This is a genomic window from Streptomyces sp. NPDC006602 (assembly GCF_042870385.1).
Lineage (GTDB): Bacteria > Actinomycetota > Actinomycetes > Streptomycetales > Streptomycetaceae > Streptomyces.
The window spans coordinates 1-24,095 of sequence record NZ_JBIAHG010000053.1; the positions used below are offsets into that span (position 1 = coordinate 1).

Annotated in this window: 22 protein-coding genes; 15 read left to right on the top strand and 7 right to left on the bottom strand. The window is 71.2% G+C overall.

The window, feature by feature from the left end:
- Positions 1-947, bottom strand: a 947-nt coding sequence (locus tag ACFYO2_RS46250; RefSeq protein ID WP_388362619.1) for a homocysteine S-methyltransferase family protein, incomplete at its 3' end; no start/stop codon positions are given.
- A gap of 280 nt (positions 948-1,227) precedes the next feature.
- Between ACFYO2_RS46250 and ACFYO2_RS46255 the strand changes: the two genes are divergently transcribed.
- From ACFYO2_RS46255 to ACFYO2_RS46270, 4 genes are all read left to right on the top strand, one after another.
- Positions 1,228-1,992 carry an IclR family transcriptional regulator gene (locus ACFYO2_RS46255; protein ID WP_388362621.1) on the top strand — a complete coding sequence of 255 codons (765 nt, stop codon included), beginning with the start codon at positions 1,228-1,230 and terminating at the stop codon, positions 1,990-1,992.
- A 280-nt stretch (positions 1,993-2,272) separates the two neighbouring features.
- Positions 2,273-3,067: an MIP/aquaporin family protein gene (locus ACFYO2_RS46260; RefSeq protein ID WP_388362623.1), complete on the top strand. Its 795-nt coding sequence runs from the start codon at positions 2,273-2,275 to the stop codon at positions 3,065-3,067.
- Positions 3,068-3,170: 103 nt separating this feature from the next.
- Entirely contained in the window at positions 3,171-4,730 is a 1,560-nt protein-coding gene (gene glpK / locus ACFYO2_RS46265) for a glycerol kinase GlpK (protein ID WP_388362626.1), read from the top strand.
- An 8-nt stretch (positions 4,731-4,738) separates the two neighbouring features.
- Positions 4,739-6,355, top strand: coding sequence for an FAD-dependent oxidoreductase (locus ACFYO2_RS46270; protein ID WP_388362627.1), 1,617 nt, complete (start codon positions 4,739-4,741; stop codon positions 6,353-6,355).
- Positions 6,356-6,465: 110 nt separating this feature from the next.
- On the opposite strand, the gene mtnK is transcribed toward ACFYO2_RS46270, so the two are convergent.
- The 4 genes from mtnK to ACFYO2_RS46290 all read right to left on the bottom strand — a co-directional run bounded on the left by mtnK (position 6,466) and on the right by ACFYO2_RS46290 (position 11,390).
- Positions 6,466-7,626, bottom strand: a complete 1,161-nt coding sequence (gene mtnK, locus ACFYO2_RS46275) for an S-methyl-5-thioribose kinase (RefSeq protein ID WP_388362630.1) — start codon at positions 7,624-7,626, stop codon at positions 6,466-6,468.
- Between the two features lie 12 nt (positions 7,627-7,638).
- Positions 7,639-8,685, bottom strand: a complete 1,047-nt coding sequence (locus tag ACFYO2_RS46280; RefSeq protein ID WP_388362633.1) for an ABC transporter permease — start codon at positions 8,683-8,685, stop codon at positions 7,639-7,641.
- 76 nt (positions 8,686-8,761) lie between these two features.
- Positions 8,762-10,306: a sugar ABC transporter ATP-binding protein gene (locus ACFYO2_RS46285; RefSeq protein WP_388362636.1), complete on the bottom strand. Its 1,545-nt coding sequence runs from the start codon at positions 10,304-10,306 to the stop codon at positions 8,762-8,764.
- A complete protein-coding gene (locus ACFYO2_RS46290) occupies positions 10,293-11,390 on the bottom strand; it encodes a substrate-binding domain-containing protein (RefSeq protein ID WP_388362639.1) in 1,098 nt (365 codons plus the stop codon). Before ACFYO2_RS46290 ends, ACFYO2_RS46285 begins: the two co-directional genes overlap by 14 nt.
- A 604-nt stretch (positions 11,391-11,994) precedes the next feature.
- Here ACFYO2_RS46290 and ACFYO2_RS46295 point away from each other — a divergent pair.
- Genes ACFYO2_RS46295 through mtnB form a run of 3 tightly spaced genes read left to right on the top strand, consistent with a single transcriptional unit; the run spans position 11,995 to position 13,930 of the window.
- On the top strand, positions 11,995-12,594 hold the full coding sequence (locus ACFYO2_RS46295; protein WP_388362642.1) for an acireductone dioxygenase: 600 nt from the start codon (positions 11,995-11,997) through the stop codon (positions 12,592-12,594).
- Positions 12,591-13,325 carry an acireductone synthase gene (gene mtnC, locus ACFYO2_RS46300; RefSeq protein WP_388362645.1) on the top strand — a complete coding sequence of 245 codons (735 nt, stop codon included), beginning with the start codon at positions 12,591-12,593 and terminating at the stop codon, positions 13,323-13,325. Before ACFYO2_RS46295 ends, mtnC begins: the two co-directional genes overlap by 4 nt.
- The gene (gene mtnB / locus ACFYO2_RS46305) at positions 13,322-13,930 is read left to right on the top strand and encodes a methylthioribulose 1-phosphate dehydratase (RefSeq protein ID WP_388362648.1); all 609 of its coding nucleotides are present in this window, start codon (positions 13,322-13,324) and stop codon (positions 13,928-13,930) included. The genes mtnC and mtnB overlap by 4 nt, the downstream gene beginning before the upstream one ends.
- 64 nt (positions 13,931-13,994) lie before the next feature.
- Here the strand turns inward: mtnB and ACFYO2_RS46310 are convergent, their stop codons facing one another.
- Together ACFYO2_RS46310 and mtnA are read right to left on the bottom strand one after the other, a co-directional pair.
- Positions 13,995-14,183: a hypothetical protein gene (locus ACFYO2_RS46310; protein WP_388362706.1), complete on the bottom strand. Its 189-nt coding sequence runs from the start codon at positions 14,181-14,183 to the stop codon at positions 13,995-13,997.
- Positions 14,184-14,185: 2 nt separating this feature from the next.
- Positions 14,186-15,271, bottom strand: coding sequence for an S-methyl-5-thioribose-1-phosphate isomerase (gene mtnA, locus ACFYO2_RS46315; RefSeq protein WP_388362651.1), 1,086 nt, complete (start codon positions 15,269-15,271; stop codon positions 14,186-14,188).
- 295 nt (positions 15,272-15,566) lie between these two features.
- Between mtnA and ACFYO2_RS46320 the strand changes: the two genes are divergently transcribed.
- The 8 genes from ACFYO2_RS46320 to ACFYO2_RS46355 all read left to right on the top strand — a co-directional run bounded on the left by ACFYO2_RS46320 (position 15,567) and on the right by ACFYO2_RS46355 (position 23,977).
- Positions 15,567-16,619 (top strand): BMP family ABC transporter substrate-binding protein, encoded by a 1,053-nt coding sequence (locus ACFYO2_RS46320; protein ID WP_388362654.1) that lies wholly within the window; start codon positions 15,567-15,569, stop codon positions 16,617-16,619.
- The gene (locus ACFYO2_RS46325) at positions 16,600-18,129 is read left to right on the top strand and encodes an ABC transporter ATP-binding protein (protein ID WP_388362656.1); all 1,530 of its coding nucleotides are present in this window, start codon (positions 16,600-16,602) and stop codon (positions 18,127-18,129) included. Before ACFYO2_RS46320 ends, ACFYO2_RS46325 begins: the two co-directional genes overlap by 20 nt.
- Before the next feature lies 1 nt (position 18,130).
- Complete coding sequence (locus ACFYO2_RS46330; RefSeq protein WP_388362659.1) at positions 18,131-19,171, top strand: ABC transporter permease; 1,041 nt, start codon at positions 18,131-18,133, stop codon at positions 19,169-19,171.
- Positions 19,171-20,037 (top strand): ABC transporter permease, encoded by an 867-nt coding sequence (locus ACFYO2_RS46335; protein WP_388362661.1) that lies wholly within the window; start codon positions 19,171-19,173, stop codon positions 20,035-20,037. The genes ACFYO2_RS46330 and ACFYO2_RS46335 overlap by 1 nt, the downstream gene beginning before the upstream one ends.
- Positions 20,034-20,795: a purine-nucleoside phosphorylase gene (locus tag ACFYO2_RS46340; RefSeq protein ID WP_388362664.1), complete on the top strand. Its 762-nt coding sequence runs from the start codon at positions 20,034-20,036 to the stop codon at positions 20,793-20,795. The genes ACFYO2_RS46335 and ACFYO2_RS46340 overlap by 4 nt, the downstream gene beginning before the upstream one ends.
- Complete coding sequence (locus tag ACFYO2_RS46345; RefSeq protein WP_388362666.1) at positions 20,792-22,087, top strand: amidohydrolase; 1,296 nt, start codon at positions 20,792-20,794, stop codon at positions 22,085-22,087. The genes ACFYO2_RS46340 and ACFYO2_RS46345 overlap by 4 nt, the downstream gene beginning before the upstream one ends.
- A gap of 65 nt (positions 22,088-22,152) precedes the next feature.
- Positions 22,153-22,824 carry a FadR/GntR family transcriptional regulator gene (locus ACFYO2_RS46350; protein ID WP_388362669.1) on the top strand — a complete coding sequence of 224 codons (672 nt, stop codon included), beginning with the start codon at positions 22,153-22,155 and terminating at the stop codon, positions 22,822-22,824.
- A 142-nt stretch (positions 22,825-22,966) separates the two neighbouring features.
- Positions 22,967-23,977, top strand: a complete 1,011-nt coding sequence (locus tag ACFYO2_RS46355; RefSeq protein ID WP_388362672.1) for a PAC2 family protein — start codon at positions 22,967-22,969, stop codon at positions 23,975-23,977.
- The last annotated feature ends 118 nt before the right edge of the window (positions 23,978-24,095 follow it).

Here is a 24,095-nt window from a genome sequence, read left to right on the forward strand (position 1 = left end):
ACGACCTGGCGCAGATGCTCGGGGGTGGTGCCGCAGCAGCCACCGATCAGGGACAGGCCGTACTCCCGGACGAAGGTCTCCTGGGCGTCGGCCAGGCCCTTGGGGTCGAGCGGGAAGTGCGCGCCGTCCTTGGTGAGGACCGGGAGGCCCGCGTTCGGCATGCACAGCAGCGGGATGCGGGAGTGGCGGGTGAGGTAACGCAGGTGCTCGCTCATCTCGGCCGGGCCGGTGGAGCAGTTGAGGCCGATCATGTCGATGCCGAGGGGCTCCAGCGCCGTCAGCGCGGCGCCGATCTCGGATCCGAGCAGCATGGTGCCGGTCGTCTCGAACGCCATGGAGACCACCAGCGGCACCTCCACGCCGGTCGCCTCCATCGCGCGCCGGGCGCCCAGCACCGAGGCCTTGGTCTGGAGGAGGTCCTGCGTGGTCTCGACGATCAGGGCGTCGGATCCGCCGGCCAGCAGGCCCTCCGCGTTGGACTGGTAGCCGTCACGGATCGTCCCGTACGAGATGTGGCCCAGGGTGGGGAGCTTGGTGCCCGGGCCCACCGAGCCCAGCACCCAGCGCGTGCGGCCGTCGCGGGCGGCGTACTCGTCGGCGGTCTCGCGGGCGATGCGGGCACCCGCCTCGGACAGTTCGTACACGCGGTCGGCGATCTCGTACTCGGTCGCGGCCGAGTGGTTGGCGCCGAAGGTGTTGGTCTCGACGCAGTCGACACCCACGGCGAAGTACGCCTCGTGGACGGAGCGCACGATGTCCGGGCGGGTCACGTTCAGGATCTCGTTGCAGCCCTCGAGCTGCTCGAAGTCCTCCAACGTGGGGTCCTGCGCCTGGAGCATGGTGCCCATCGCCCCGTCGGCCACCACCACACGGGAGGCGAGCGCGTCACGGAGGGCGGACACACGAGTCCGGCTGTCGGCGGAAGGGGTCGGCGGCACAGAGGCCATGAAAAGGGCTCCCTCGGGTGCGACGGCTGTCGGCTTAGCGCCACCCGTGGCACTCTCCCCGGGGGCGCACGCCGCCAGGGTAACCGGGGCGGCGGCCCGCTGGTCAGGTCGTCCACGGGGCGGACGAGGATGGCGGCGAGGTCACTCACGGGATACGAGTGACGCAACAGTTGTGACCGACCATTGGCGGGAGGTCGGCATGGACCGGTAGTGTTCGACATTGCCGAACGAGGCAGCGGACCGCGGATCGGCGGCCGAAGGGGACGGAGGCACAACGGCGATGGCACGGAACATCCAGTCGCTCGAACGGGCGGCCGCGATGCTGCGGCTGCTCGCGGGCGGTGAGCGTCGGCTCGGCCTCTCGGACATCGCCTCGTCGCTGGGCCTCGCCAAAGGCACCGCGCACGGCATCCTGCGCACCCTCCAGCACGAGGGTTTCGTGGAGCAGGACGACGCCTCGGGCCGCTACCAGCTGGGCGCCGAGCTGCTGCGCCTGGGCACCACGTATCTCGACGTGCACGAGCTGCGGGCGCGCGCCCTGGTGTGGACGGACGACCTGGCCCGCTCCAGCGGGGAGAGCGTCCACCTCGGGGTGCTGCACCAGCACGGCGTGCTGATCGTGCACCACGTCTTCCGACCGGACGACAGCCGGCAGGTACTGGAGATCGGCGCCATGCAGCCCCTGCACTGCACGGCGCTGGGCAAGGTTCTCTCGGCCTACGACCCGGTCGCCCACAGCGAGGCGCTGGAGAGCGACCGCAAGGCGTTCACGGACCGGACCGTCTGTGATCTGGACGCGTTCGAGCAGATCCTCGACATCACGCGCGCGCGCGGATACGCGGCCGACGTCGAGGAGACCTGGGAGGGCGTCGCCTCAGTCGCCGCGCCCATCCACGACCGCCGGCGCATGCCGGTGGGAGCGGTCGGCATCACCGGCGCGGTGGAGCGGCTGTGCAGGGACGGCGAGTTGCGCCCCGAGCTGGTCGCCGCGGTGCGGGACTGCGCCCGCGCGGTGTCGCGGGACCTGGGCGCCGGACGGTTCTGAGCGACGCCGATCGGAAAACAGCCGGGACGCCACGGGCGTTCCGGTCCTCGCCATGCGCCGAGATGCCCGACGCCCCGAGCGCGGCGCAAGATCGATAGCACACGACGCTCAATAACGATCGTGTTTTCGATAACAGACCTCTTGACGTGCCTGTAACGCCAGAGCAAGACTCCCGTCCATCGGTCGACATTGTCGAACACCGACCGGCAATAGGCGTTACAGTGAGACGACGCCAAGGGCCGGCAGCTCTTCCCCTGGACGAAGGACAAAGGAGTCGCGGGTGTCCAGCTCCGACATCTTCATCGGCGAGACCATCGGTACCGCCATACTCATCCTGCTCGGCGGTGGCGTCTGCGCCGGCGTCACACTGAAGGCCTCCAAGGCCCGCAACGCCGGCTGGCTCGCCATCACCTTCGGGTGGGGTTTCGCCGTACTGACGGCCGTGTACACCTCCGCGCCGCTCTCCGGCGCCCACCTCAACCCGGCCGTGACACTCGCGCTCGCCATCAAGGACGGCGACTGGAGCGACGTCCCGGTCTACTGGGCCGGCCAGATACTCGGCGCCGCGATCGGCGCGGCTCTGGTCTGGGTCGCCTACTACGGCCAGTTCCACGCGCACCTCACCGACAGGGAGATCGTCGGCGGTCCGGGCGCGCAGGCCACCGCGGCCAAGGCCGTCGAGGCGCAGGAGAAGGGCGCGGGCCCGGTCCTGGGCATCTTCTCCACCGGTCCCGAGATCCGCGTCGTGTGGCAGAACCTCGCCACGGAGATCATCGGCACCGTGGTGCTGGTGCTCGCCATCCTCACCCAGGGCCTGAACGCCGACGGTGACGGCCTCGGCACCCTGGGCGCCCTGATCACCTCCCTCGTGGTGGTCTCCATCGGTCTGTCCCTCGGCGGTCCGACCGGCTATGCGATCAACCCGGCCCGTGACCTCGGTCCGCGCATCGTGCACGCCCTCCTGCCCCTGCCCAACAAGGGCGGCTCCGACTGGGGCTACGCCTGGATCCCGGTGGTCGGTCCGCTGATCGGCGGCGCCATCGCTGCAGGCATCTACAACGTCGCATTTGCTTGAGGGCGCCGAGCCTCGTCTGTCTCAGCACGGAGCACGAAGCGCCAAGCCGCGCAGCACGCGCCGTACGTACAGCCCCTCAACCACGGACTTCCAGGAGCACACAGTGACCGACGCCCACACCGCCGGCATCGCATCCCACGGGCATGGCCCGTTCATTGCCGCCATCGACCAGGGCACCACCTCCAGCCGCTGCATCGTCTTCGACCGGGACGGCGGTATCGTCTCCGTCGACCAGAAGGAGCACGAGCAGATCTTCCCGAAGCCGGGCTGGGTCGAGCACAACGCCACCGAGATCTGGACGAACGTCCAGGAGGTCGTCGCCTCCGCCATCGAGAAGGCGGGCATCACCCGCGACGACATCAAGGCCATCGGCATCACCAACCAGCGCGAGACCACTCTCCTGTGGGACAAGAACACCGGTGAGCCCGTCCACAACGCCATCGTCTGGCAGGACACCCGCACCGACGCGCTGTGCAGAGATCTCGGCCGCAATGTCGGACAGGACCGCTTCCGCCGCGAGACCGGCCTGCCGCTGGCCTCGTACTTCGCGGGGCCCAAGGCCCGCTGGCTCCTCGACAACGTCGAGGGCCTGCGTGAGCGCGCCGAGGCCGGCGACATCCTCTTCGGCACCATGGACAGCTGGGTCATCTGGAACCTGACCGGTGGTGTCGACGGCGGCAGGCACGTCACCGACGTCACCAACGCCTCCCGCACCATGCTGATGAACCTGCACACGCTGGAGTGGGACCCGAAGATCGCCGAGTCCATCGGCGTCCCGCTGGCGATGCTCCCCGAGATCCGGTCCTCCGCCGAGGTCTACGGCGAGATCACCGGCGGCAAGCTGGGCGACCTGCTCGGCGGCATCCCGGTCGCCTCCGCGCTCGGCGACCAGCAGGCGGCCCTGTTCGGCCAGACCTGTTTCTCCGAGGGAGAGGCCAAGTCCACGTACGGCACCGGCACGTTCATGCTGATGAACACCGGCGAGAAGATCATCAACTCGTACAGCGGGCTGCTGACCACCGTGGGCTACCGGATCGGCGACGACAAGCCGGTCTACGCCCTGGAGGGCTCGATCGCCGTCACCGGTTCGCTGGTGCAGTGGATGCGCGACCAGATGGGCCTGATCAGCACCGCCGCCGAGATCGAGACGCTCGCGCTGTCGGTCGAGGACAACGGCGGCGCGTACTTCGTGCCGGCCTTCTCCGGTCTGTTCGCCCCGTACTGGCGTCCGGACGCCCGCGGTGTGATCGCCGGCCTCACCCGGTACGTCACCAAGGCGCACCTCGCGCGCGCCGTCCTGGAGGCCACCGCCTGGCAGACCCGTGAGATCAGCGACGCCATGACGAAGGACTCCGGCGTCGAGCTCACGGCCCTCAAGGTCGACGGCGGCATGACCTCCAACAACCTGCTGATGCAGACGCTCTCCGACTTCCTGGACGCCCCCGTGGTGCGCCCGATGGTCGCCGAGACCACCTGCCTCGGCGCCGCCTACGCCGCCGGCATCGCCGTCGGCTTCTGGACCAACACCGACGACCTGCGCGCCAACTGGCGCAGGGCCGCCGAGTGGACCCCCCGCATGGACGCGGACATCCGCGACCGTGAGTACAAGAGCTGGCTCAAGGCCGTCGAGCGGACCATGGGCTGGCTCGAGGACGAGGAGTAAGAACCCGAATGACCAGTCAGTCCACCCTGCAGTCCGTGCCTGCCCTCGGTACGCGCCCGGCCTTCGGCTCGAACCCGAGCCGAGCCGAGACCCGGGAGCAGCTCGCCAAGGCGTCGTACGACCTTCTCGTGATCGGCGGCGGCATCCTCGGCATCTCCACCGCCTGGCATGCCGCGCAGTCCGGCCTCAGGGTGGCTCTGGTCGACGCCGGCGACTTCGCCGGCGCCACGTCGTCCGCCTCCTCCAAGCTGCTCCACGGCGGTCTGCGATACCTGCAGACCGGCGCGGTGCGGCTGGTGGCGGAGAACCACTTCGAGCGCCGTGCGGTCTCCCGCCAGGTGGCCCCTCACCTGGCGAACCCGCTCACGTTCTACCTCCCCGTGTACAAGGGCGGGCCGCACGGCGCGGCGAAGCTCGGGGCGGGCGTGTTCGCCTACTCCGCGCTGTCCGCCTTCGGCGACGGCGTGGGCCACCTGCTCAGCCCGTCGAAGGCCGCGCGGGACGTGCCCGAGCTGCGTACCGACAACCTCAAGGCCGTGGCCGTGTACGGCGACGACCAGATGAACGACGCGCGCATGGCACTGATGACGGTCCGCGCGGCCGTCGAGGCGGGCGCGGCGGTGTTGAACCACGCCGAGGTGACGGGCCTGCGCTTCACCAAGGGCCGGGTCACGGGCGCCGACCTGCGCGACCGCCAGTCCGGTGACGAGTTCGGCGTGAACGCCCGGCTCGTCCTGAACGCGACCGGACCGTGGGTCGACCACCTGCGCAAGCTGGAGGACCCGAACGCGGCGCCGTCCATCCGCCTGTCGAAGGGCGCGCACCTCGTCCTGAAGCGCACCTCCCCCTGGCGGGCCGCGCTCGCCACCCCGATCGACAAGTACCGCATCACCTTCGCCCTGCCCTGGGAGGACATGCTGCTGCTCGGCACGACCGACGAGGAGTTCGAGGGCGACCCGGCGGATGTCTCGGTCACCGAGAAGGACACCGCCCAGATACTCGACGAGGCCGCGTTCTCCATCCGCGACCAGCAGCTCGACCGCGACCTCATCACGTACGCCTTCGCGGGTCTGCGGGTGCTGCCGGGTGGCCCCGGCAGCACGGCGAAGGCCAAGCGCGAGACGGTGGTGACCGAGGGCAGGGGCGGGATGCTGTCGGTCGCGGGCGGCAAGTGGACGACCTTCCGGCACATCGGCCGTACGGTCATGCAGAAGCTGGAGGCGCTGCCGGGCCACCCCCTGGGCGACGACTTCGAGCCGATCTCCTCGCTGCCGAAGAAGCTGCCGCTGCCGGGTGTGGCCAATCCGCGCGCGGTGGCCCACCGTCTGCTTGTCGACCACCCCGCGCCGGGTCCGCGCATGGCCGCCGACACGGCCAGGCACCTGGCCACGCACTACGGTTCACTGGCCTTCGACATCGCCCGCATCGCCAACGACAACCCGGAACTCGCCGAGCGCGTCCACCCGGACGCCCCGGAGATCTGGGCGCAGGTCGTCTACGCCCGTGACAACGAGTGGGCCGAGACGACGGACGACGTGCTGCGCCGCCGTACGACGCTGACGATCCGGGGTCTGGCGACGGACGACGTCCGCGCGAAGGTGCAGGACCTGCTCGACAAGAAGTAGGCGGTACGACGCGAAAGGGGCGGCTCCACGCCGACGGAGCCGCCCCTTTCGCGTGCCCGACTACCCGACTACCCGTGTGCCGGGGGCCGTTCGATGCGGCCCGACGGCCGTCAGACGAGCGCCCGGATGTGGTCGGGTGTCGTCAGCTCCTCCCGGCGGACGATCAGTTCACGTCCCAGCAGCAGGGCGCGGCGGGACGCCGGGACCGGGTCGGGCAGGGTCGTCAGGTCCGTCAGGTGGGCGAAGCCGATGATGCGGCGGACGATCTCCGTGCCGGCGTAGCCGACGGACTGTGTCCAGACGCGGCGCAGGAAGCGGTCGAGGTAGGCGTCGTCGAAGAAGGTGTCGGCGCGGGTGAGCCACAGGCGGCGGAACTCCGCGTCGAACGCCTCCCAGGACAGCCGGAGCTGGTCGCCGTGGTCGCTCAGCGTGCCGAGAGCGCGGGCCCGTTCCTCCGAGACCAGCGCGTTGGCCCAGTACAGGCCGAGGTCGAAGCCGATCGGGCCCACGAAGGAGAACTCGGGGTCGAAGACCCGGACGACCGGGGCGCCTTCGCGTGCGCCGACCATGACGCTGCCGGTGTGCAGGTCGCCGTGGAGCAGGGCCTGGGCGCTCGTCATGAAGGTGTGGCGGAGGTCGGCGACCTCGGTGCGCAGGCGGACGTCCGCGCGGAACTCCGTCGCCAGGTCGTCCAGTCCGGGATGCCAGTGGTTGTGTTCGTGCTCGACGTACGGCTCGGACAGGACGACGTCCTCGGTGATCTTGCAGAGCTCAGGGCTGACGGAGGCCGCGACGAGCGCCTTGCGTTCAGCGGACGACATGCCGAAGTCGCTCGTGGTGAAGGAGAGTTGCGCGACCAGCTCGCCGATCCTCGCCGACGTGTGCGGGCCGTACGCCGCGCCCTCGTTGAGGAGGGTGCGCAGGACCTCCAGGTCGGACATGTCCTCCATGACGAGGGCGTAGTTCTCGGGGTCGTAGCCGTGGATGGCCGGGATCTTGTCGGGGGCGACCTTGGCGAGCTGCTCGTAGGCGCGGGCCTCGGCGTCGGCGCGGTCGGGGTTCATCGGCCAGGACGGGCCCGCGACCCGGACCCAGGGCAGGGCCTGCTTGACGGCGAGGCTGCGGGTGCCGTCCGCGGACGAGGCCAGGAACACCCGGTTCATGTTGCCGTCGGAGACCTCGCGGACGTGGATGTCGTCCGGGTTCGCCCAGTGGCCCCGCTCGTGCAGGTAGCCGGGGAGGTCGTCGGTCTCCAGGATGCGGTAGCCCATGTCTGAATTCCCTTATGCGGTACGGCGCTTGGACAGGGTGAAGCTGAAGACCAGGGCGAGGATGAGGACCGCGCCCTCGACGACGTCCTGCGTGTAGTACGGCAGGCCCTTGATGGTCAGGCCGGTGGTGATGATGCCGATGAGCACCGCGCCCAGGGCGGTGCCCCAGACGTTCGGACGCCCGCGGCCCAGCACCGACGTACCGACCAGTGCCACGGCGACAGCCTCCAGGAGCTGGGACGTGCCGGCCGAGACGTCGCCCTGGCCGATGCGGGACGCCAGGATCAGGCCGCCGACGGAGGCCAGCACGCCGGACAGGACGTACGCCAGGGCCCGGTAGGCGCCGACGCGGATGCCGGCCAGGCGGGAGGCCTCGGGGTTGGCGCCGATGGCGTACAGGACGCGGCCCCAGCGGGTGCGGGCCAGGAAGACCCAGGCGACGACCGTGAGCGCACCGAAGATCAGCACGGAGACGGGGATGCCGAAGACCGCGCCGCGGTCGATGCGCAGGAAGCCCTCGGTGAACCTGCCGGGCGCGGTGGAGCCGTCGGACATCGTCATGCCGGGGGTGATGGACTGGCCGTCGACCAGGATGAGTTTGCTGCCCTGGATGACGAACATGGTGCCGAGCGTGGCCAGCATGTCGGGGATCTTCAGCACGACGATGAGGAGGGCGTTGAGCAGGCCCGCCAGCGCGCCCGCGGCCAGCACCGCGATGATCGCGACCGTGCCGACCTGGTTGAAGACGACCATCGTCTGCGCGGCGACCGAGACGCCGAGGCCGGCGACCGCGCCCACCGACATGTCCATTCCGCCGACGGCCATGGTGAGGGTGACGCCGAGGCCGAGGATGGCGGCGACGGAAACGTAGCGGAGGGTGTCGAGGAGGGTCGCCGACTCGCGGAAGGAGCCCTCGCTCAGCGCGAAGTACGCGAAGAGCGCGACCGTGACGAAGATGAAGCCGTACTTGATCACGGCGTTCTGGACGCGTACGGCGGTGGAGGTCGCGGGCGGGAGCGCCGCCTTGGTGGGGACCTCGGTGCTCTGCGTGGTGGTCATGAGGTGCTTCCGGTGGTCATGAGGTGCCTCTGGTGGTCATGGAGTGCTCTTCCTCGGCGGCCGGTGTCGGAGGAACTCAGACGGAGACGGCGATGGTCTGGATCACGCGGTCGCGTTCCGCGTCCTCGCCGTACGCGTCGAGGTGGATCTCACCGGCGGCGAGTACGACGACCCGGTCGGCGATCTCGAGGATCTCGTCGACGTCGGCGGACAGCACGAGCACGGCGGCGCCCTCCGCGGCGAGGGCGCGGGCGCGGCGGCCGATGTCCCGGCGGGCGCCGATGTCCACACCTCGGAACGGTTCATCCAGGATGAGGACGCGGGGGGTCTTCGCGAGCCAGCGGCCGACGACGACCTTCTGCTGGTTGCCGCCGGACAGCTCCTCCACGGTGCTGTGCTCGTCGCGGGCGACGACACCGAGGGCGTCGATGGCCTCGCGGCCCTGGGCATCCTCGCGGGAGCGGCTCACGAGTCCGGCCCGCGACAGGGACGTGAGGAACGGCAGCGAGATGTTCTGCGCCACCGACCAGCCGGGGACGAGGGCGTCGGCGTGCCGGTCCTCGGGGACCAGGTGGATCCCGCCGCGGATGGCGTCGGCGGGGCGCCGGGGTTCGTAGGGCTTGCCGTCGAGCTCGACCGTGCCCGCCGGGAACGGTTCCGCCCCGAACAGGCCGCGCGCCAGCTCGGTCTTCCCGGCACCCAACAGGCCCACCACGCCGGTGACCTCGCCGGTGCGCAGGTCGAGGTCGAGCGGGGCTCGGCCTTCGAGGAGACGGACGCCGCGCAGGGAGAGGACGACGTCCCCTCGGTCGCCCTGCCGGACCGGGCGGGCCGTCGTCGTCTCCTGCGCCTGGGCGAGCATCGCGCGCAGGGCGGCGTCCCAGTCGAAGGGCTTGGTCTGGTCCTCGGTGAGACGGCCGTCTCGCAGGACGACCAGACGGTCGGCGAGCGCGTCGATCTCGCCGAGGCGGTGGGAGACGTAGAGGACCGCGATGCCGTCGTCGCGCATCTTCTCGACGAGGGCGAAGAGCCGCTCCGCCTCGGCCGCCGACAGCGCCGAGGTCGGCTCGTCGAGGATCAGCAGGCGGGGCCGGGTGGCGAGGGCGCGGGCGAGGATCAGCAACTGCCGGTCGGAGATGCCGAGTTCGGTGACGTCCTTCCTGAGCAGCGAGTCGCTCCAGCCGAGGCCGAGGGACGACTGGATCTCACGGGCGCGGGCGAGGACCCGCCCGCCGTTCACGAAGGGGTTCCCGCGCCGCTGCGCCAGCTCCTCGAAGACCAGGTTCTCGGCGACCGTCAGGCCGGGCACGATGCCCTCGGAGATGCGCTGGTGCACGGTCTGGATGCCCAACTGCCGGGCGGCCAGCGGCGAGTTGAGGGCGACCGGCTTGCCGCCCACCCGCACCTCTCCCCCATGGTCGGTGTGGACGCCGGACAGGATCTTGATCAGCGTCGACTTGCCGGCCCCGTTCGCGCCGAGCAGCGCGACCACGCTGCCCGGGGCGATGTCGAGCGAGACGGCGGCGAGGACCGTCTTGCCGCCGAAGGCCATGCTGACGTCGGTGAGCCCGACGGCCGCAGGCGCCGTCGGCTCCGCTGAAACAGGGTCAGTGGGCGACATTGGAGATCCAGTCCGCGGTGCTGACCTTGGAGAGGTTCAGCGCGGGCAGCGCCTCCCGCAGCTGGTCCATGTTCGCGATCTTCTTCTCGCGCAGGAAGTCCTGGGTGATGGCGACGGCCGGGAACGAGACCGTGGTCTTGTTCAGCTCTCCGGCCAGTTCCAGGGCGGTCGTACGGACGACGGCTGCGCCGACCGCGGACGGGTCGGTGCCCGCCGTGGCGACCCACGGGCTGCCCGCGGCGGTCATGTTCTGGATGTCGGCGTTGGAGACGTCCGCGCCGAAGACCTTCACCTTGTCCTGGAGCTTCTTGTTCTGCACGGCGAGGACGGTGCCCTTGGCGAGCTCGTCGTAGGGGGCGAAGACGCCGGCCACGTCCGCGTGCTGGGTGAGCGCGGCGGAGACCAGGGGAACGTTGTCGGTGGCGGTGGAGTCGGTGACCTTGCCGACCTTGAACTCCTGCTTCCAGCCCTGCGCGTCGGCCGTCTTCTTCCAGACGCTGTCGCGCTTGTCGAGGGCGGCGTAACCGGCCACGTTGACGTAGCCGACCTTGGCGTCCTTGCCGACCTTCTCGGCCATCACGTCGAGAACGGCCTGGGCCATGCTGGCGTCGTCCTGTTCGGTGCTGACGACGCCCTTGGTCGGGGTCTCGACGTCGTAGACGACGACCTTGATGCCCTTCTTCACGGCCTTGTCGATCTCCGGCTGGATGGTCGCCGGGAAGCCGTGGTCGATGATGATCGCTTTTGCGCCGGAGTTGATGGCCGAGGACAGGTCGGTGGCCTGCTTGGCGTTGTCGGCCTGGGCGTCGTACACGGTCAGGTCGATGCCGAGGGCCTTGGCCTGCGCCTTGGCGCCGTTGCCCCACTGCTCGAAGTAGTCACCGGCGCCGCTCTGCCGGACCAGGGCCACCTTGACGGCACCCGCGCTGAAGGGCGCGGGCTTCTTTCCGGTGGCGGCGGCGGCCGGGGCCGCGGAGTTGCCGCTCCCCTCGGAGGCGTCCGAGGACTGCGAGCAGCCCGCGAGGAGGAGGGCGGAGACGGAGGCCAGCGAGAGCGCGGCGAGGGGGACGCGGGTACGGGACATGCGGAGCTCCAGGTGCAGGGTGCTGCGAAGGTGAGTGAAGGAAGGAGTGCTTGACCCGGAGCAGGGGACGACGGCGATGCGCCAGGGACGACGGCTACGCACCAGGGGGACGACGGAAATGCGCCATCACGCGGGCAGGCGGCGAACACCCGGGAAGTCAGGGCGCGTCGGGGCTCCGGATGTGGTCAGTGACAGCGAGCTGTGGTCGACCGGAGCAAGTCCACGTACAGCCGCCGCACGAGCAGCAGCGTCTTCATATGCAGATCATGGGAACGATTTCAGCCACGCGTCAAAGTAATGGAAGCGATTTCTCAGTGAGTGAGACGCCGACTAGGTCACACCTGGCGGCCGCACCGCCGGGAGTTACCATCACGGAACCGGCACCCGCCCCGGCACAGTGAGGCCCTGATGACGACACCACCCGCGACAGCGACGCGCATGCCCTGCATGCGGTGCTGTACCGGCGCGGCGTGTCGCGGCTGACCAGCTGTCCGCCGCCGCCCGTTGCCCCTCGTCTCCCCCTCCCCACTCCCCTTCCCTTTCCGGACGTCCGCTGCCCGTCTCGGTATCCGGTCTTTCCTTCCCGTCTCCTGGAGTTGCTGCCATGACCCTGCTGACCACCTGGTCCGAGTCCGGCCCCGAGACCCTGATCCGCCGCACCTCGGACCCCGCCGAGATCGCCGAGGCGCTCAAGCCGCTCGGTGTGCGCTACGAGCAGTGGCCGATCCGTGAGGACGTCCCCTTCGACGCCGACAGCGACACTGTGTTCGCGGCGTACGGCCCGGAGATCGACAAGCTGAACGCCGAGGAGGGCTTCACCACCGTCGACGTGCTCGGCCTGCACCCCAGCGACGACCCGGAGTTCCCGGCGAAGGCGAAGGCCGCCCGGGCGAAGTTCCTCCAGGAGCACACGCACGACGACGATGACGAGGTCCGCTTCTTCGTCTCCGGCTCCGGCATCTTCTATCTGCACGTGAACGGCGAGGTGCACGCGGTGTTCTGCGAGAAGGGCGACCTGCTGGGCGTGCCGCGCGGCACCACGCACTGGTTCGACATGGGCACGAAGCCGTCCTTCACCGCGATCCGCTTCTTCCACGAGGAGGACGGCTGGATCGGCAGCTTCACCGGCTCCACGATCGCCTCCCGCTTCCCGGACTACGACACGATCGCGGCCGGCTACGCCGCGGACCGGGCCGCCGCGTGAGCGTGCGGGGCGTCCGGTTCGACGTGGACGCCGTGGTGCTCGACATCGAGGGCACCACGAGCGCCACGGGGTTCGTCGTCGACGTCCTGTACCCGTACTCGCGCTCGCGCTTCGCCGCCCTGCTCACCGAGCGGGGCGACGAGCCCGAGGTGGCGCGGGCGGTCGGGCAGGTGCGGGAGCTGATCGGGGTCCCGGACGCCGACGCCGTACACGTCGAGAAGACGCTCAACGCGTGGCTCGACGAGGACCGCAAGGCCACGCCCCTGAAGACCCTCCAGGGCATCGTCTGGTCCGAGGGCTTCGCGCGCGGCGACCTGGTCTCGCACTTCTACGACGACGTCGTACCGGCGCTGCGCGCGTGGCACGCCGCGGACGTACGGCTGTACGTCTACTCGTCCGGGTCAGTGGCCGCGCAGCGGGCGTGGTTCGCCAACAGCCCGGAGGGCGACCTGACCTCCATGGTCTCGGGTCTGTACGACACCGAGAACGCGGGGCCCAAACAGGAACCGGAGTCGTATCGCCGTATCGCGGAGTCGGCCGGGATCGCCGGGGACCGTCTTCTCTTCCTCTCCGACCGGCCGGGAGAGCTGGACGCGGCCCGCGCGGCCGGCTGGTTCGCCGTCGGGATCCGGCGGCCCGGGGAGCCGTACTACGAGCAGGGCGTCGGGGACCACGCGCAGGCGGGGACGTTCGACGAGATCAGCATCAGCACTCCTGGGAGCAGCACGTGACCGCCGACATCAGCGCACTCGACCTCGAGGAGGCGGGGGCGGTGCTCGCCGCCGAGTCCGCCCGTTTCGCGTTCTTCGGCTGGATGCGGGGCACCTCCGGCAACCTGTCCGTGGTCCTCTCCCGCGACCCGCTGCGGCTCGCGGTCACCGCGAGCGGGCACGACAAGGGCGAACTGACGCCCGCGGACGTGGTGTTGGTCGACGGCCGGGGCGCCGCCGTCCAGGGTGGCAAGCCGTCCGCCGAGGCCGAGCTGCACGCGCGCGTGGCCGCGCTGACGGGCGCCGGTGCCGTGGTGCACGTGCACACGGTGGCGTCGGTGGCGATGGGGCGCCGTGAGCCGGGCGGGATCGTCTTCAGGGACGTGGAGATGCTCAAGGGCGTCGGCCAGCCCGCCCACGACGTCGAGGTGACGCTGCCGGTCATCGCCAACAGCCAGGACATGTCGGTCCTCGGGGACCGCCTGGAGGCGGTACGCGATCCGCGGATGCCGGCGGTGGTCGTGGCCGGGCACGGGCTGTACGTGTGGGGCGCGGATCCGCGGCAGGCCCGGCACCACACCGAAGTCGTGGAATGGCTCCTGGAGTTGGAGCTGAGCCAGCGGTAACTCGCCGCCGGGAAGAGCGTCGCCGTACGCCGTCCGGGCGGGCAACCGCCCGGACAGGTCCTGACTAGTCGTCGCCGGTACTGCTACCCGAACTCCTGCCGCCCCGCCCCGCCGCGCGCGCCAGCTCACCGGCCGCCAGCGTCACGGTCGCCACCGCGCGCACCCACCTCGGGCCGCCGCGCGAGGCCCACACGACGCAGACGCACCCTGCGACGACCAGCACGAGCACGCCGACCAGCACGAGCACGATCATGCTCACTCCCCTGTCCCTGTTGACATACCGGCGTCCCGCCCCGTCGAGGTCCCGGCGTCCCGCAGATACTCCCCCGGCACCTGCCCCGCGGACACCTCCAACACGCCGCGTTCCGTCACCAGCCCCGTCACCAGCCGCCCCGGCGTGACGTCGAACGCCGGGTTGTGGCCGCGGGACTGGGCGGGAGCGGTGCGCAGGCCCGCCCACTCCAGCACCTCGGCCTGGTCGCGGAGTTCGATGTGGATGTCGTCGCCGGTCTTGGTGGCCAGGTCGACCGTGGTGGTCGGGGCCGCGACCAGGAACGGGATGCCGGCGTCCGCGCAGGCCAGGGCGATGCCCACGGTGCCGACCTTGTTCGCCGTGTCGCCGTTGGCCGCGATGCGGTCGGCGCCGACGACCGCCGCGTCGACCTCGCCGCGCAGGATGGTGCCGGCGGCGGCCCCGTCGGCCTGGACGTAGTGCGGTATGCCCTCCTGGACCAGTTCCCAGGCGGTCAGGCGGGAGCCCTGGAGCAGGGGGCGCGTCTCGTCGGCGTAGACGACCTCCAGCAGTCCTCGCGCGTGGAGTTCGCGGATGACGCCGAGGGCGGTGCCCCAGCCCGCGGTGGCCAGCGCGCCGGTGTTGCAGTGGGTCAGGATGCGCAACGGGCGGTCCGCGCCGACCCGTTCGAGCAGCCAGTCGGCGCCGTGCGCGCCCATCGCGCGGTTGGCCTGGACGTCCTCGCGCTGTACGGCGGCGGCTTCTTCCAGGACCGCGTCGAGGCCCTCGGGCAGGCGGCCGGTGACCCGGTCGACGCAGACCATGAGGTTGACGGCGGTGGGCCGGGCCTCGCGGATGCGGGCGACGGCCCTGCGGATCTCGTCGTCCGTCCAGCCCTCCCGCTCGCCCTGCAGCAGCGCGAGCGCCACGCCGTATGCCCCCGCCGCCCCGATCGCGGGCGCGCCGCGCACCACGAGGCGCTGGATCGCGTCGACCAGAGTGTCCACATCCTGGACATGCATGGTCTCGGTGCGGTGCGGAAGCAGGGTCTGGTCGATCAGCGCGAGGCCGGTGCCGGTCCAGTCGACGGCGCGCAATTCCTGGGACATATCGGGGGACTCCTGCTGTTCCGGGGGTGTCCGACACCGTACATGACCTCGAAGAACCATAGTTCGAGACAGTCGGACGGGTGTCCGGAAACCGGTGTTAGAGTCCAGCACCCAGTCCATTGGCCGAGACGAAAGGAAGACGCATGCTGCTGACCAAGCGCCGCTTCCTGGACTTCGGCCGGTGCTGCGGCGACGGCTGTCGACGCTGAGGCTTTTCCCACCGCCCCGTCGCTCACCCTCACCCTCACACGCTCATCGTCGAGCGTGCCTCGCCGTACCCCCGGAAGGTCCCCCGATGCACTCCAGACACCGTCGTACCCTGCAACTCGCCGTCGCCTCCTCGCTCTTGGCCGTCGCGGCCACCGCGTGCAACGCCGCCGCGAAGGACGACGCCTCCGACAGCGCGAGCGGCGGCAGCGGGAAGTCGTTCACGCTCGTCACGCCGGACGCCGTCGGGCAGAACGAGTTCCTGAAGCTGGCCGTCAGCGGGATCAAGGACGCGGCGAAGCAGCACGACGGTTCGCAGAAGGTGTACGAGTCCACGGACACGGCGTCCCAGCAGCAGAACGTGCAGGCCGCGGTGGACGCGAAGCCGGACGTCATCGTGCTGGTCGGCTTCGAGTTCGCCGACCTCGTCGCCCAGCAGGCCCAGAAGAACCCGAAGCAGCAGTTCCTGATCATCGACGCCTGCACCTCCAAGACCTTCGAGAACGTCAGCTGCGCGGTCTTCCGCGAGCACGAGGGCGTCTTCCTCGCGGGCGCCGAGGCCGGCCTCCTGAGCAAGAGCGGCAAGGTCGGCGCGGTGGACGTGCTCGACACGCCCCAGTTCCGCCGCTACAGCGACCCGTTCGCGGCCGGCGCCAAGCAGGTCGCCGCCAAGACGCAGACCGCGACCCGCTTCGTCGGCGGCCAGTCCCCCTTCGACGACTCCGCCCGCGCCAAGGAGCAGGCGAACACCCTGCTCTCCAAGGGCTACGACCAGATCATGGCGGCCGCCGCGGCCGGCAACTACGGCGTCTTCGAGGCGGCGAAGGCCAAGGGCGCCTACGCGTACGGCGTCGACGTCAACCAGTGCGTCTCTGCGCCCGGCACGGTCGTGGACAACGTCGTCAAGCGCACCGACGTCGCCGTGGAGAAGGGCATCGAGCAGGTCCTCGACGGCAAGGCGGGCACCACCGTGTCGTACGGCCTCAAGGAGGGCGGCATCAGCCTCACCGGCCTCGAGGACGGCGTCGACTCGTCGAAGTGCGTGATCGCCGACCACAAGGACGTCCTGACGAAGGTCGAGGCGCTGCGCGACCAGATCGTGTCCGGAGAGCTGAAGGTCGATGACCCCGCAGCGAGCTGACGCCGAGGATGTCGCTGTCGAGCTCCGGGGAATCACCAAGCGGTTCCCCGGCACGCTCGCCAACGACGCCGTCGACCTGACCGTCCGCCACGGCGAGATCCACGCCCTGATGGGCGAGAACGGCGCGGGCAAGTCGACACTCATGTCGATCCTGTACGGCATGGAGCGCGCCGACGCCGGGACGATCCGGATCGACGGGCGGGACGCGGACTTCGCCAGCCCGTCCGACGCCATGGCCGCCGGGCTCGGCATGGTCCACCAGAGCTTCAAGCTGTTCGACTCGCTGACGGTCGCCGAGAACGTCGTCTACGCCGCCGAGCCGCGCCGCTTCGGCCTGGTGGACCGCGCCGCGGCCCGCCGCCGGGTGCGCGAGCTCGCCGAGGAGCACGGCCTCGCCGTCGACCCGGACGCCCGGGTCGGCGGCCTTCCGGTCGGCCTGCGCCAGCGCGTGGAGATCCTCAAGCTGCTGCACCGCGGCGCCCGTACGCTCATCCTCGACGAACCGACCGCGGTGCTCACGCCCGCCGAGGCGGACGCCCTGTTCGTGGTGCTCAAGTCGCTGACCGCCGAGGGCCGTACGGTCATCCTCGTCACCCACAAGCTGCGCGAGGTGCTGGAGGGCAGCGACCGCGTGACGGTCCTGCGTGACGGCCGGGTGGTGGCCCGGCTGATCACCGCGCAGACGTCCGCCGACGAGATCGCCGCCGCGATGACCGGCCGCGCGGTCGAACTGGACCGCATCCACGCGCCCGGAACGCCGGGCGACGTGGTGCTGGACGTGGCGGGCCTGGCCACCGACGGTGTGCACGACGTCGGACTCACCGTCCGCGCCGGGGAGATCGTCGGCATCGCGGGCGTCGCGGGCAACGGCCAGAGCGAGCTGGTCGAGGCGCTGGCCGGGCTGCGGCACACCACCGCCGGCCGGGTCGCGCTCAAGGGCGAGGACATCACCCACGCCTCGGCCACCGAGCGCCGCGTCAGGGGCCTGGCGTACGTCCCCGAGGACCGTCACGCGGTCGGTACGGCACCTGCCGCGTCCGTCGCCGACAACCTCGCGATGGGCCACCACCGTACGACCCTGTCCTTGCGCGGCCTGCTGCCGCCCGCCGCCGTACGCGCTCACGCGCGGCGACTGGTCGAGCGGTTCGGCATCAAGGCGTCCACCCCCGAGGTGGCCGCGTCCGCGCTCTCCGGCGGCAACCTGCAGAAGCTGCTGATCGGACGCGAACTCGCCCACGACGCACCGCTGTTGTTGGTGGAACAGCCGACGCGCGGTGTCGACATCGGCGCGATCCAGAACATCCACGACCAGCTGATCGCCTACCGCGACGCCGGTCACGCCGTGCTGCTGGTCTCGGCCGAGCTGAGCGAGATCCGCGGCCTGGCCGACCGGGTGCTGGTGATGTACGAGGGCCGGATCACGGCGACCTACGCGAAGGACGAGGCGGACGAGCGGACGCTGGGGCTCGCGATGGCGGGCCAAAGCGTCCGTGGGGAGGCCGTCGACTGACATGAAACACCGCATATCGGGAGCCCTGCGCTCCCCCATCACGTTCTCCGTGCTCGCGGGCGTCGTCATCGGTGCGCTCTTCCTCGTCGGCACCGGAGCGAACCCGGTCGAGGCGTACGAGGCGGTCCTCACCGGCTCCCTCGGCGCCGACGGCATCGGCTCCACCCTGAGCACCGGCACCAGCGTGCTCGGCCTGGCGCTGGCGCTGGCGATCCCGCTGCGGGCCGGGCTCATCAACCTCGGCGGCGACGGACAGATGGTCCTCGGCGGCATCACCGCGGCCGTCACCGGCCTGTACTCGCCGCTGCCCGCCCCGCTCACCGTCGTCCTGGCCCTCCTCGCGGGCATGGCGGCCGGTGCCGCGTACGCCGCCCTGGCCGCCCTCTGCGAGAACCAGCTCGGCGTCCCGCTCCTCGTCAGCAGCCTGCTGCTGAGCTACCCGGCGGTCTCGCTCGCCTCCTACCTGGCCCGCTACCCGCTCAAGGAACCCGGCTCCAGCCTCCCGCAGACCCGGGCCATGCCCGACGGGGTGGCCCTGCCCGCGTTCGGCGACTCGACCGTGACGGTCGGCCTGGTGCTGGTGGCCCTCGCGGCGGCCGTGTACTGGTTCACCGACCGGCGCACGGTCATCGGCTACGAGATCCGCATGACCGGCCTCAACTCCCGCTTCGCCGCGTACGCGGGTGTCGAACGCCGGGGTCTCACCCTGCGGTTGATGTCCGTCTCGGGCGCGCTCGCCGGCCTGGTCGGCGCGATCGGGGTGTTGAGCTTCCCGTACCGCTTCGTCGACGGCTCGCTCACCGCCCCCGGCTACACCTGGACCGGCCTCACGGCCGCGCTGCTGGCGACCGCGGCGCCGCTCGGCACGGTCGTCGCCTCGTTCTTCTTCGCGGTCCTCCAGGTCGGCGGCCTCGCGATGGAGCGCACGACCGAGGTACCGCGCGAGCTGACGCAGGTGTTGCAGGCCGTCGTCATCGTGTTCCTGGCGGCCCGACTCCGCTTTCCGAGCCGGTGGTCCAACCGTCGCAAGGAGGCCGTGTGATGTTCTTCGACTCCGATCTGCTCATGTCGGCGCTGCGCGCGCTGACCCCGATCCTGCTCGCCGCGCTCGGCGGCGCCCTGTGCGAACGCGCGGGCGTGTTCAACATCGGCCTGGAAGGCATGATGCTGATGGGCTGCTTCACGGCCGTGGCGACGAGCTGGTTCACCGGCAGCCCGTGGCTGGGCGTCCTGGCGGGGGCCCTCGCCGCGGCGGCCTACTCGCTGATCCTGGCCGTCGGGACCGTGACCCTGCGCGGCGACGCGGTCGTGCTGGGCGTCGCCATGAACCTGCTGGCCGTCGGCCTGACCAGCTTCCTGCTGCGTACGGTCTTCGGCGTGCAGGGCACCTTCGACGACCCGTCGCTGGCCGGGCTGCCGCTGGTCGGCGGCTTCACCCCGCTCGCGTACCTGTCGTGGGCGGCCGTCGGGGTGACCGCGCTGATGCTGTCGCGCCACGTGTGGGGGCTCAGGCTGCGGGGGGTGGGCGAGGCGCCGGACGCGGCGGCGACGCTCGGGGTGAGCCCGGCCGGGTACAAGTACGCGGCAGTCCTCGTCTCCGGAGTCCTGTGCGGGCTCGCCGGGGCCCAACTCGCCCTCGGCAACGTCACCTTGTTCAGTGAGAACATGACGGCGGGCCGCGGCTGGATCGCGGTCGTCGCGGTCATGCTCGGCCGTGCCGCACCCGTCGGCGTGCTGCTCGCCGCGCTGCTGTTCGGCCTCGCCGAGGCGGCCGGCTTCCGACTGCAGGGCGTCGGCCTGCCGCAGCAGGCGACCGACGCCGCGCCCTACGTCGTCACCCTCGGCGCCCTCTTCCTCACGACGGCCCGGCGCCGTCGCCGTACCACTCCTTCCGGAGCCGCCTCATGACGCTGGACCTGTTGCCCATCACCCGCATACCCCGCACCGGCCTCCCGGCGCAGGCGGTCGTCGTGGGCGACCCGGCGCGCGCGGCGGCCGTCGCCGCGCTCCTCGACGCCGCCGAGGAGGTCTCGTACCACCGCGAATACCGTGTGTTCAGCGGCAGTTGGAAAGGCGTTCCGGTCGTGGTCGCCTCGCACGGGGTGGGTGGGCCGGGCGCGATCCTGCTGTTCCAGGAGCTGGCGGACGCGGGGGTGCGCACGCTCATCCGGTTCGGTACGGCGGGCGCGATGAAGCCCGGCATCGGGGACGGCGACCTCGTCATCGCGGAGGCGGCCGTACGGGACGACGGGGTCACGCAGCAGTTGCTGCCCCCGGAGTACCCGGCCGTCTCCGCGCCGGAGGCGGTCTTCGCGCTCCAGCGCGCGGCCCGCGCGTCGGGCGCCGCGCACCACCGGGGCATCGTGTGGACGCGGGCGGCCTTCCAGCCAGGGCTCATCCCGCTGTTCGCCTACGCCGGTGCCGGGCTCGTGGCCATCGAGATGGAGCTGTCGGCGCTGTTCGTGACCGCCTCGCTGCGCGGGCTCGTCGCGGGCGGTGTCCTCGTCGTCGACGGGGCGAACGCCGACGAACTGGTCGACGAGGAGACCACCGGCGGGTACGACCCGCACCGGGAGGTCGTGGTGGCGGGCGTCGAGAAGGGCGCGGTCGTCTCGCTGGAGGCGCTGCGGCTGCTGGCGGAGGACGCCGAGGAGGGCACGGCGTGACCATCGACCTGTTGGTGCACGGCGGGGACGTCCTGACGGTCGACGACGCCGGGACCGTCGTACGGGACGGGGCCGTTGCCGTCCACGAGGGCGAGATCGTGGCCGTCGGACCGGCCGCGGACCTGAAAGCGCGGTTCACAGCCGCTCAGTCCCTTGACGCTGCGGGCTGCCTCGTCCTCCCGGGGCTCGTCAACACCCACACCCACCTGGCGATGACCCTGCTGCGGGGCCGCGCCGACGATGTGACCCTCCAGGGCTTCCTGGAGCGGGTGCTGCGGTGGGAGGCCGAGCTGCTGGCGCCGAAGAACGTCGCGGCGGCGGTACGGCTGGCGGTTGCCGAGAGCGTACGGGCCGGAGTGACCTCGGCGCTCGACATGTACTGGTTCCACGAGGCGGCCGAGCAGGCGGCGCGCGAGGCGGGCTGGCGGCTGCACACCGGCCCCACCTTCATGGACGTCCCCGAACCGCCCGACGGCATCGCCTACGAGGACCGGATGGCCTGGGCCCGCCGGGACCTCCAGGCCCGCGGCGCAGCCCGGCCCGGCACCCGCCCCGTCCTCTTCGCACACGCCACCTACACCCTCTCCCCCGACCAGCTCACCGACATCGCCGCCCTGGCACGCGAGTTCGGGGCGCTGTTGCACATCCACGCGTCGGAGAACGCCACCGAGGTCGCCACCGTCGAGATGCGGTACGGCAAGCGTCCGGTCGAGCTGCTCGACTCGCTCGGGATCCTCGGACCCGACCTGCTGCTCGCGCACGCCGTGGAGCTGACCGGACCCGAGATCGCGGCGCTGGCCCGCACCGGCACGTCGGTCGCGCACTGTCCGGTGTCCAACCTGAAGCTGGGCTGCGGCATCGCGCCGGTACCGCGGCTGCTGAGCGCCGGGGTGACCGTGGGGCTCGGCACGGACGGGGCCGTCAGCTCCAACACGCTGGACGTCCTGGGGGCGGTACGGCAGGCGGCCCTCGTGCACAAGGCCGGCGGCGACCCCACCGCGGTCGGCGCCGAGCAGGCCGTACGCATGGCGACGATCGAGGGCGCGCGGGCGCTGGGGCTCGGGGAGCACCTGGGCTCGCTGGAGCCGGGCAAGCGGGCCGACCTGGTCGTACTCGACCTGAACGCGCCGCATCTGCGGCCGCCGCACGACCCGTGGTCCACGCTCGCCTACGCCGCGCACTCCTCTGACGTACGGGACACGGTCGTCGACGGTCGGGCGCTGATGCGCGACCGGGCGCTGACGACGCTCGACGAGACGGCGGTGATCGCCGATCTGGAGGCACTCCTGTGAACAGACCGCATAATGTGGCTGAGACATCCGATGTCTCAGGGCAATGGGCACGAAGGAGGCCGGTCATGGCAGTCACCGACGAGGCGATCGAGAAGATCAAGGGCATGATCGTCTCCGGCGCGCTGGGCCCCGGGGACCGGCTCCCCAAAGAGAGTGAACTCGCCTCCGAGCTGGGACTGTCCCGCAACTCCCTGCGGGAGGCCGTGCGCGCCCTGTCGCTGATCCGGATCCTGGACGTACGACAGGGCGACGGCACGTACGTGACCAGCCTCGACCCGCAGCTCCTCCTGGAGGCGCTGAGCTTCGTCGTCGACTTCCACCGCGATGACACGGTGCTGGAGTTCCTGGCGGTACGCCGCATCCTGGAACCGGCCGCGACCGCGATGGCGGCCCTGCGGATCAGCGAGCAGCAACTGGACGCGCTCTCCGCCCAGTTGGACAAGCTCGGTGACAGCCCGTCGGTGGAGGAGCTGGTCGCCTGCGACCTGGACTTCCACCGGGGCATCGTGCAGAGCTCGGGGAACTCGGTGCTGTGTTCCCTGCTGGACGGCCTGTCCGGCCCGACCACCCGAGCCCGCATCTGGCGCGGGCTGACCCAGGAGGACGCCGTCACCGGCACCCTGCGCGAGCACCGGGCGATCCTGGCGGCACTGCGCGACCGGGACGCGGAGGCGGCACGTTCCTGGGCGACCGTGCACATCGCGAGCGTGGAGCAGTGGCTGCGGTCGACCCTGTGACGACCTCCGGGCGTGGGGTGTCCGGCGGTGGCGATCGGGGCAGTGATGCGTTCACTCCCCCGTGCAAGGGGGCTGCGAGCGCCCCCGCCGCACGCCGTAAGGTTGGGTGGTCAAGCGAGGGCACGTCGGAAGGAGGCGCTGGGTGATCGAGCTGGAGGGAGTTCCCGAGCTGATCGACCCAGTCATGGTGGCCGCGTTCGAGGGCTGGAACGATGCCGGCGACGCCGCCTCCACCGCGGTCGCGCATCTGGACCGGGAGTGGAAGGGCGAGGTGTTCGCGGCGCTGGACGCCGAGGACTACTACGACTTCCAGGTGAACCGCCCCACGGTGTGGCTGGACGGCGGCGTACGCAAGATCACCTGGCCCACGACCCGTCTCTCGGTCGTCCGGGTCGGCGGCGACAAGCCGCGCGATCTCGTGCTCGTCCGCGGTATCGAACCGTCGATGCGATGGCGCTCGTTCTGCAACGAGATCCTCGGCTTCGCCCACGAGCTGGGCGTGGAACTGGTGGTGGTCCTGGGCGCGCTGCTCGGTGACACCCCGCACACCCGTCCGGTCCCGGTCAGCGGCGTCACGTCCGACCCGGACCTGGCCCAGCGGATGGATCTGGAGGAGACCAAGTACGAGGGCCCCACGGGCATCGTCGGCATCCTCCAGGAGGCGTGCACGCACGCGGGCGTACCGGCCGTCTCGCTGTGGGCGGCCGTCCCGCACTACGTGTCGCAGCCGCCGAACCCGAAGGCGACGCTGGCCCTCCTCAACCGTCTGGAGGACCTGATCGACGTACGCATCCCGCTGGGCGAGCTGCCCGAGGACGCGCGCGCCTGGCAGGTGGGCGTCGACCAGCTGGCCGCCGAGGACAGCGAGGTCGCCGAGTACGTCCAGACGCTGGAGGAGGCCCGGGACACCGCGGAGCTGCCTGAGGCGTCGGGCGAGGCGATCGCCCGGGAGTTCGAGCGGTATCTGCGGCGCCGGGACGGGACCGGACCGGGCGGCTCCGGCGGGCACGCCACGGCGGACGGCAGCGACAGCACGTCGTACCTGAGGGACACCCCCGGCGGGCGCACGAAGCCGACGAAGCCGCCGAAGCCGGAGGCGGAAGCCGAGGCCGAAGCCGAAGCCGACGACGAAGACTCGTCATCGGAGGACTGAACCAGTGAGGGGGGGGGGGGGGGGGGGGGGGGGCGGCCCCCGGCGCCCGGGGGGGGGGGGGGGGGGGGCAGACCGACCGAGGCAGGGAGGGGGGGGGGGGGGGGCGGCGCGAGGGCCG

Bases quoted from the DNA above. Each gene is read 5' to 3' on its own strand.
- ACFYO2_RS46255 (WP_388362621.1), top strand. From the start codon at position 1,228: ATGGCACGGAACATCCAGTCGCTCGAACGGGCGGCCGCGATGCTGCGG.
- ACFYO2_RS46270 (WP_388362627.1), top strand. From the start codon at position 4,739: ATGACCAGTCAGTCCACCCTGCAGTCCGTGCCTGCCCTCGGTACGCGC.
- mtnK (WP_388362630.1), bottom strand. From the start codon at position 7,626: ATGGGCTACCGCATCCTGGAGACCGACGACCTCCCCGGCTACCTGCAC.
- ACFYO2_RS46280 (WP_388362633.1), bottom strand. From the start codon at position 8,685: ATGACCACCACGCAGAGCACCGAGGTCCCCACCAAGGCGGCGCTCCCG.
- ACFYO2_RS46285 (WP_388362636.1), bottom strand. From the start codon at position 10,306: ATGTCGCCCACTGACCCTGTTTCAGCGGAGCCGACGGCGCCTGCGGCC.
- ACFYO2_RS46290 (WP_388362639.1), bottom strand. From the start codon at position 11,390: ATGTCCCGTACCCGCGTCCCCCTCGCCGCGCTCTCGCTGGCCTCCGTC.
- ACFYO2_RS46295 (WP_388362642.1), top strand. From the start codon at position 11,995: ATGACCCTGCTGACCACCTGGTCCGAGTCCGGCCCCGAGACCCTGATC.
- ACFYO2_RS46310 (WP_388362706.1), bottom strand. From the start codon at position 14,183: ATGATCGTGCTCGTGCTGGTCGGCGTGCTCGTGCTGGTCGTCGCAGGG.
- mtnA (WP_388362651.1), bottom strand. From the start codon at position 15,271: ATGTCCCAGGAATTGCGCGCCGTCGACTGGACCGGCACCGGCCTCGCG.
- ACFYO2_RS46320 (WP_388362654.1), top strand. From the start codon at position 15,567: ATGCACTCCAGACACCGTCGTACCCTGCAACTCGCCGTCGCCTCCTCG.
- ACFYO2_RS46325 (WP_388362656.1), top strand. From the start codon at position 16,600: ATGACCCCGCAGCGAGCTGACGCCGAGGATGTCGCTGTCGAGCTCCGG.
- ACFYO2_RS46330 (WP_388362659.1), top strand. From the start codon at position 18,131: ATGAAACACCGCATATCGGGAGCCCTGCGCTCCCCCATCACGTTCTCC.
- ACFYO2_RS46335 (WP_388362661.1), top strand. From the start codon at position 19,171: ATGTTCTTCGACTCCGATCTGCTCATGTCGGCGCTGCGCGCGCTGACC.
- ACFYO2_RS46340 (WP_388362664.1), top strand. From the start codon at position 20,034: ATGACGCTGGACCTGTTGCCCATCACCCGCATACCCCGCACCGGCCTC.
- ACFYO2_RS46350 (WP_388362669.1), top strand. From the start codon at position 22,153: ATGGCAGTCACCGACGAGGCGATCGAGAAGATCAAGGGCATGATCGTC.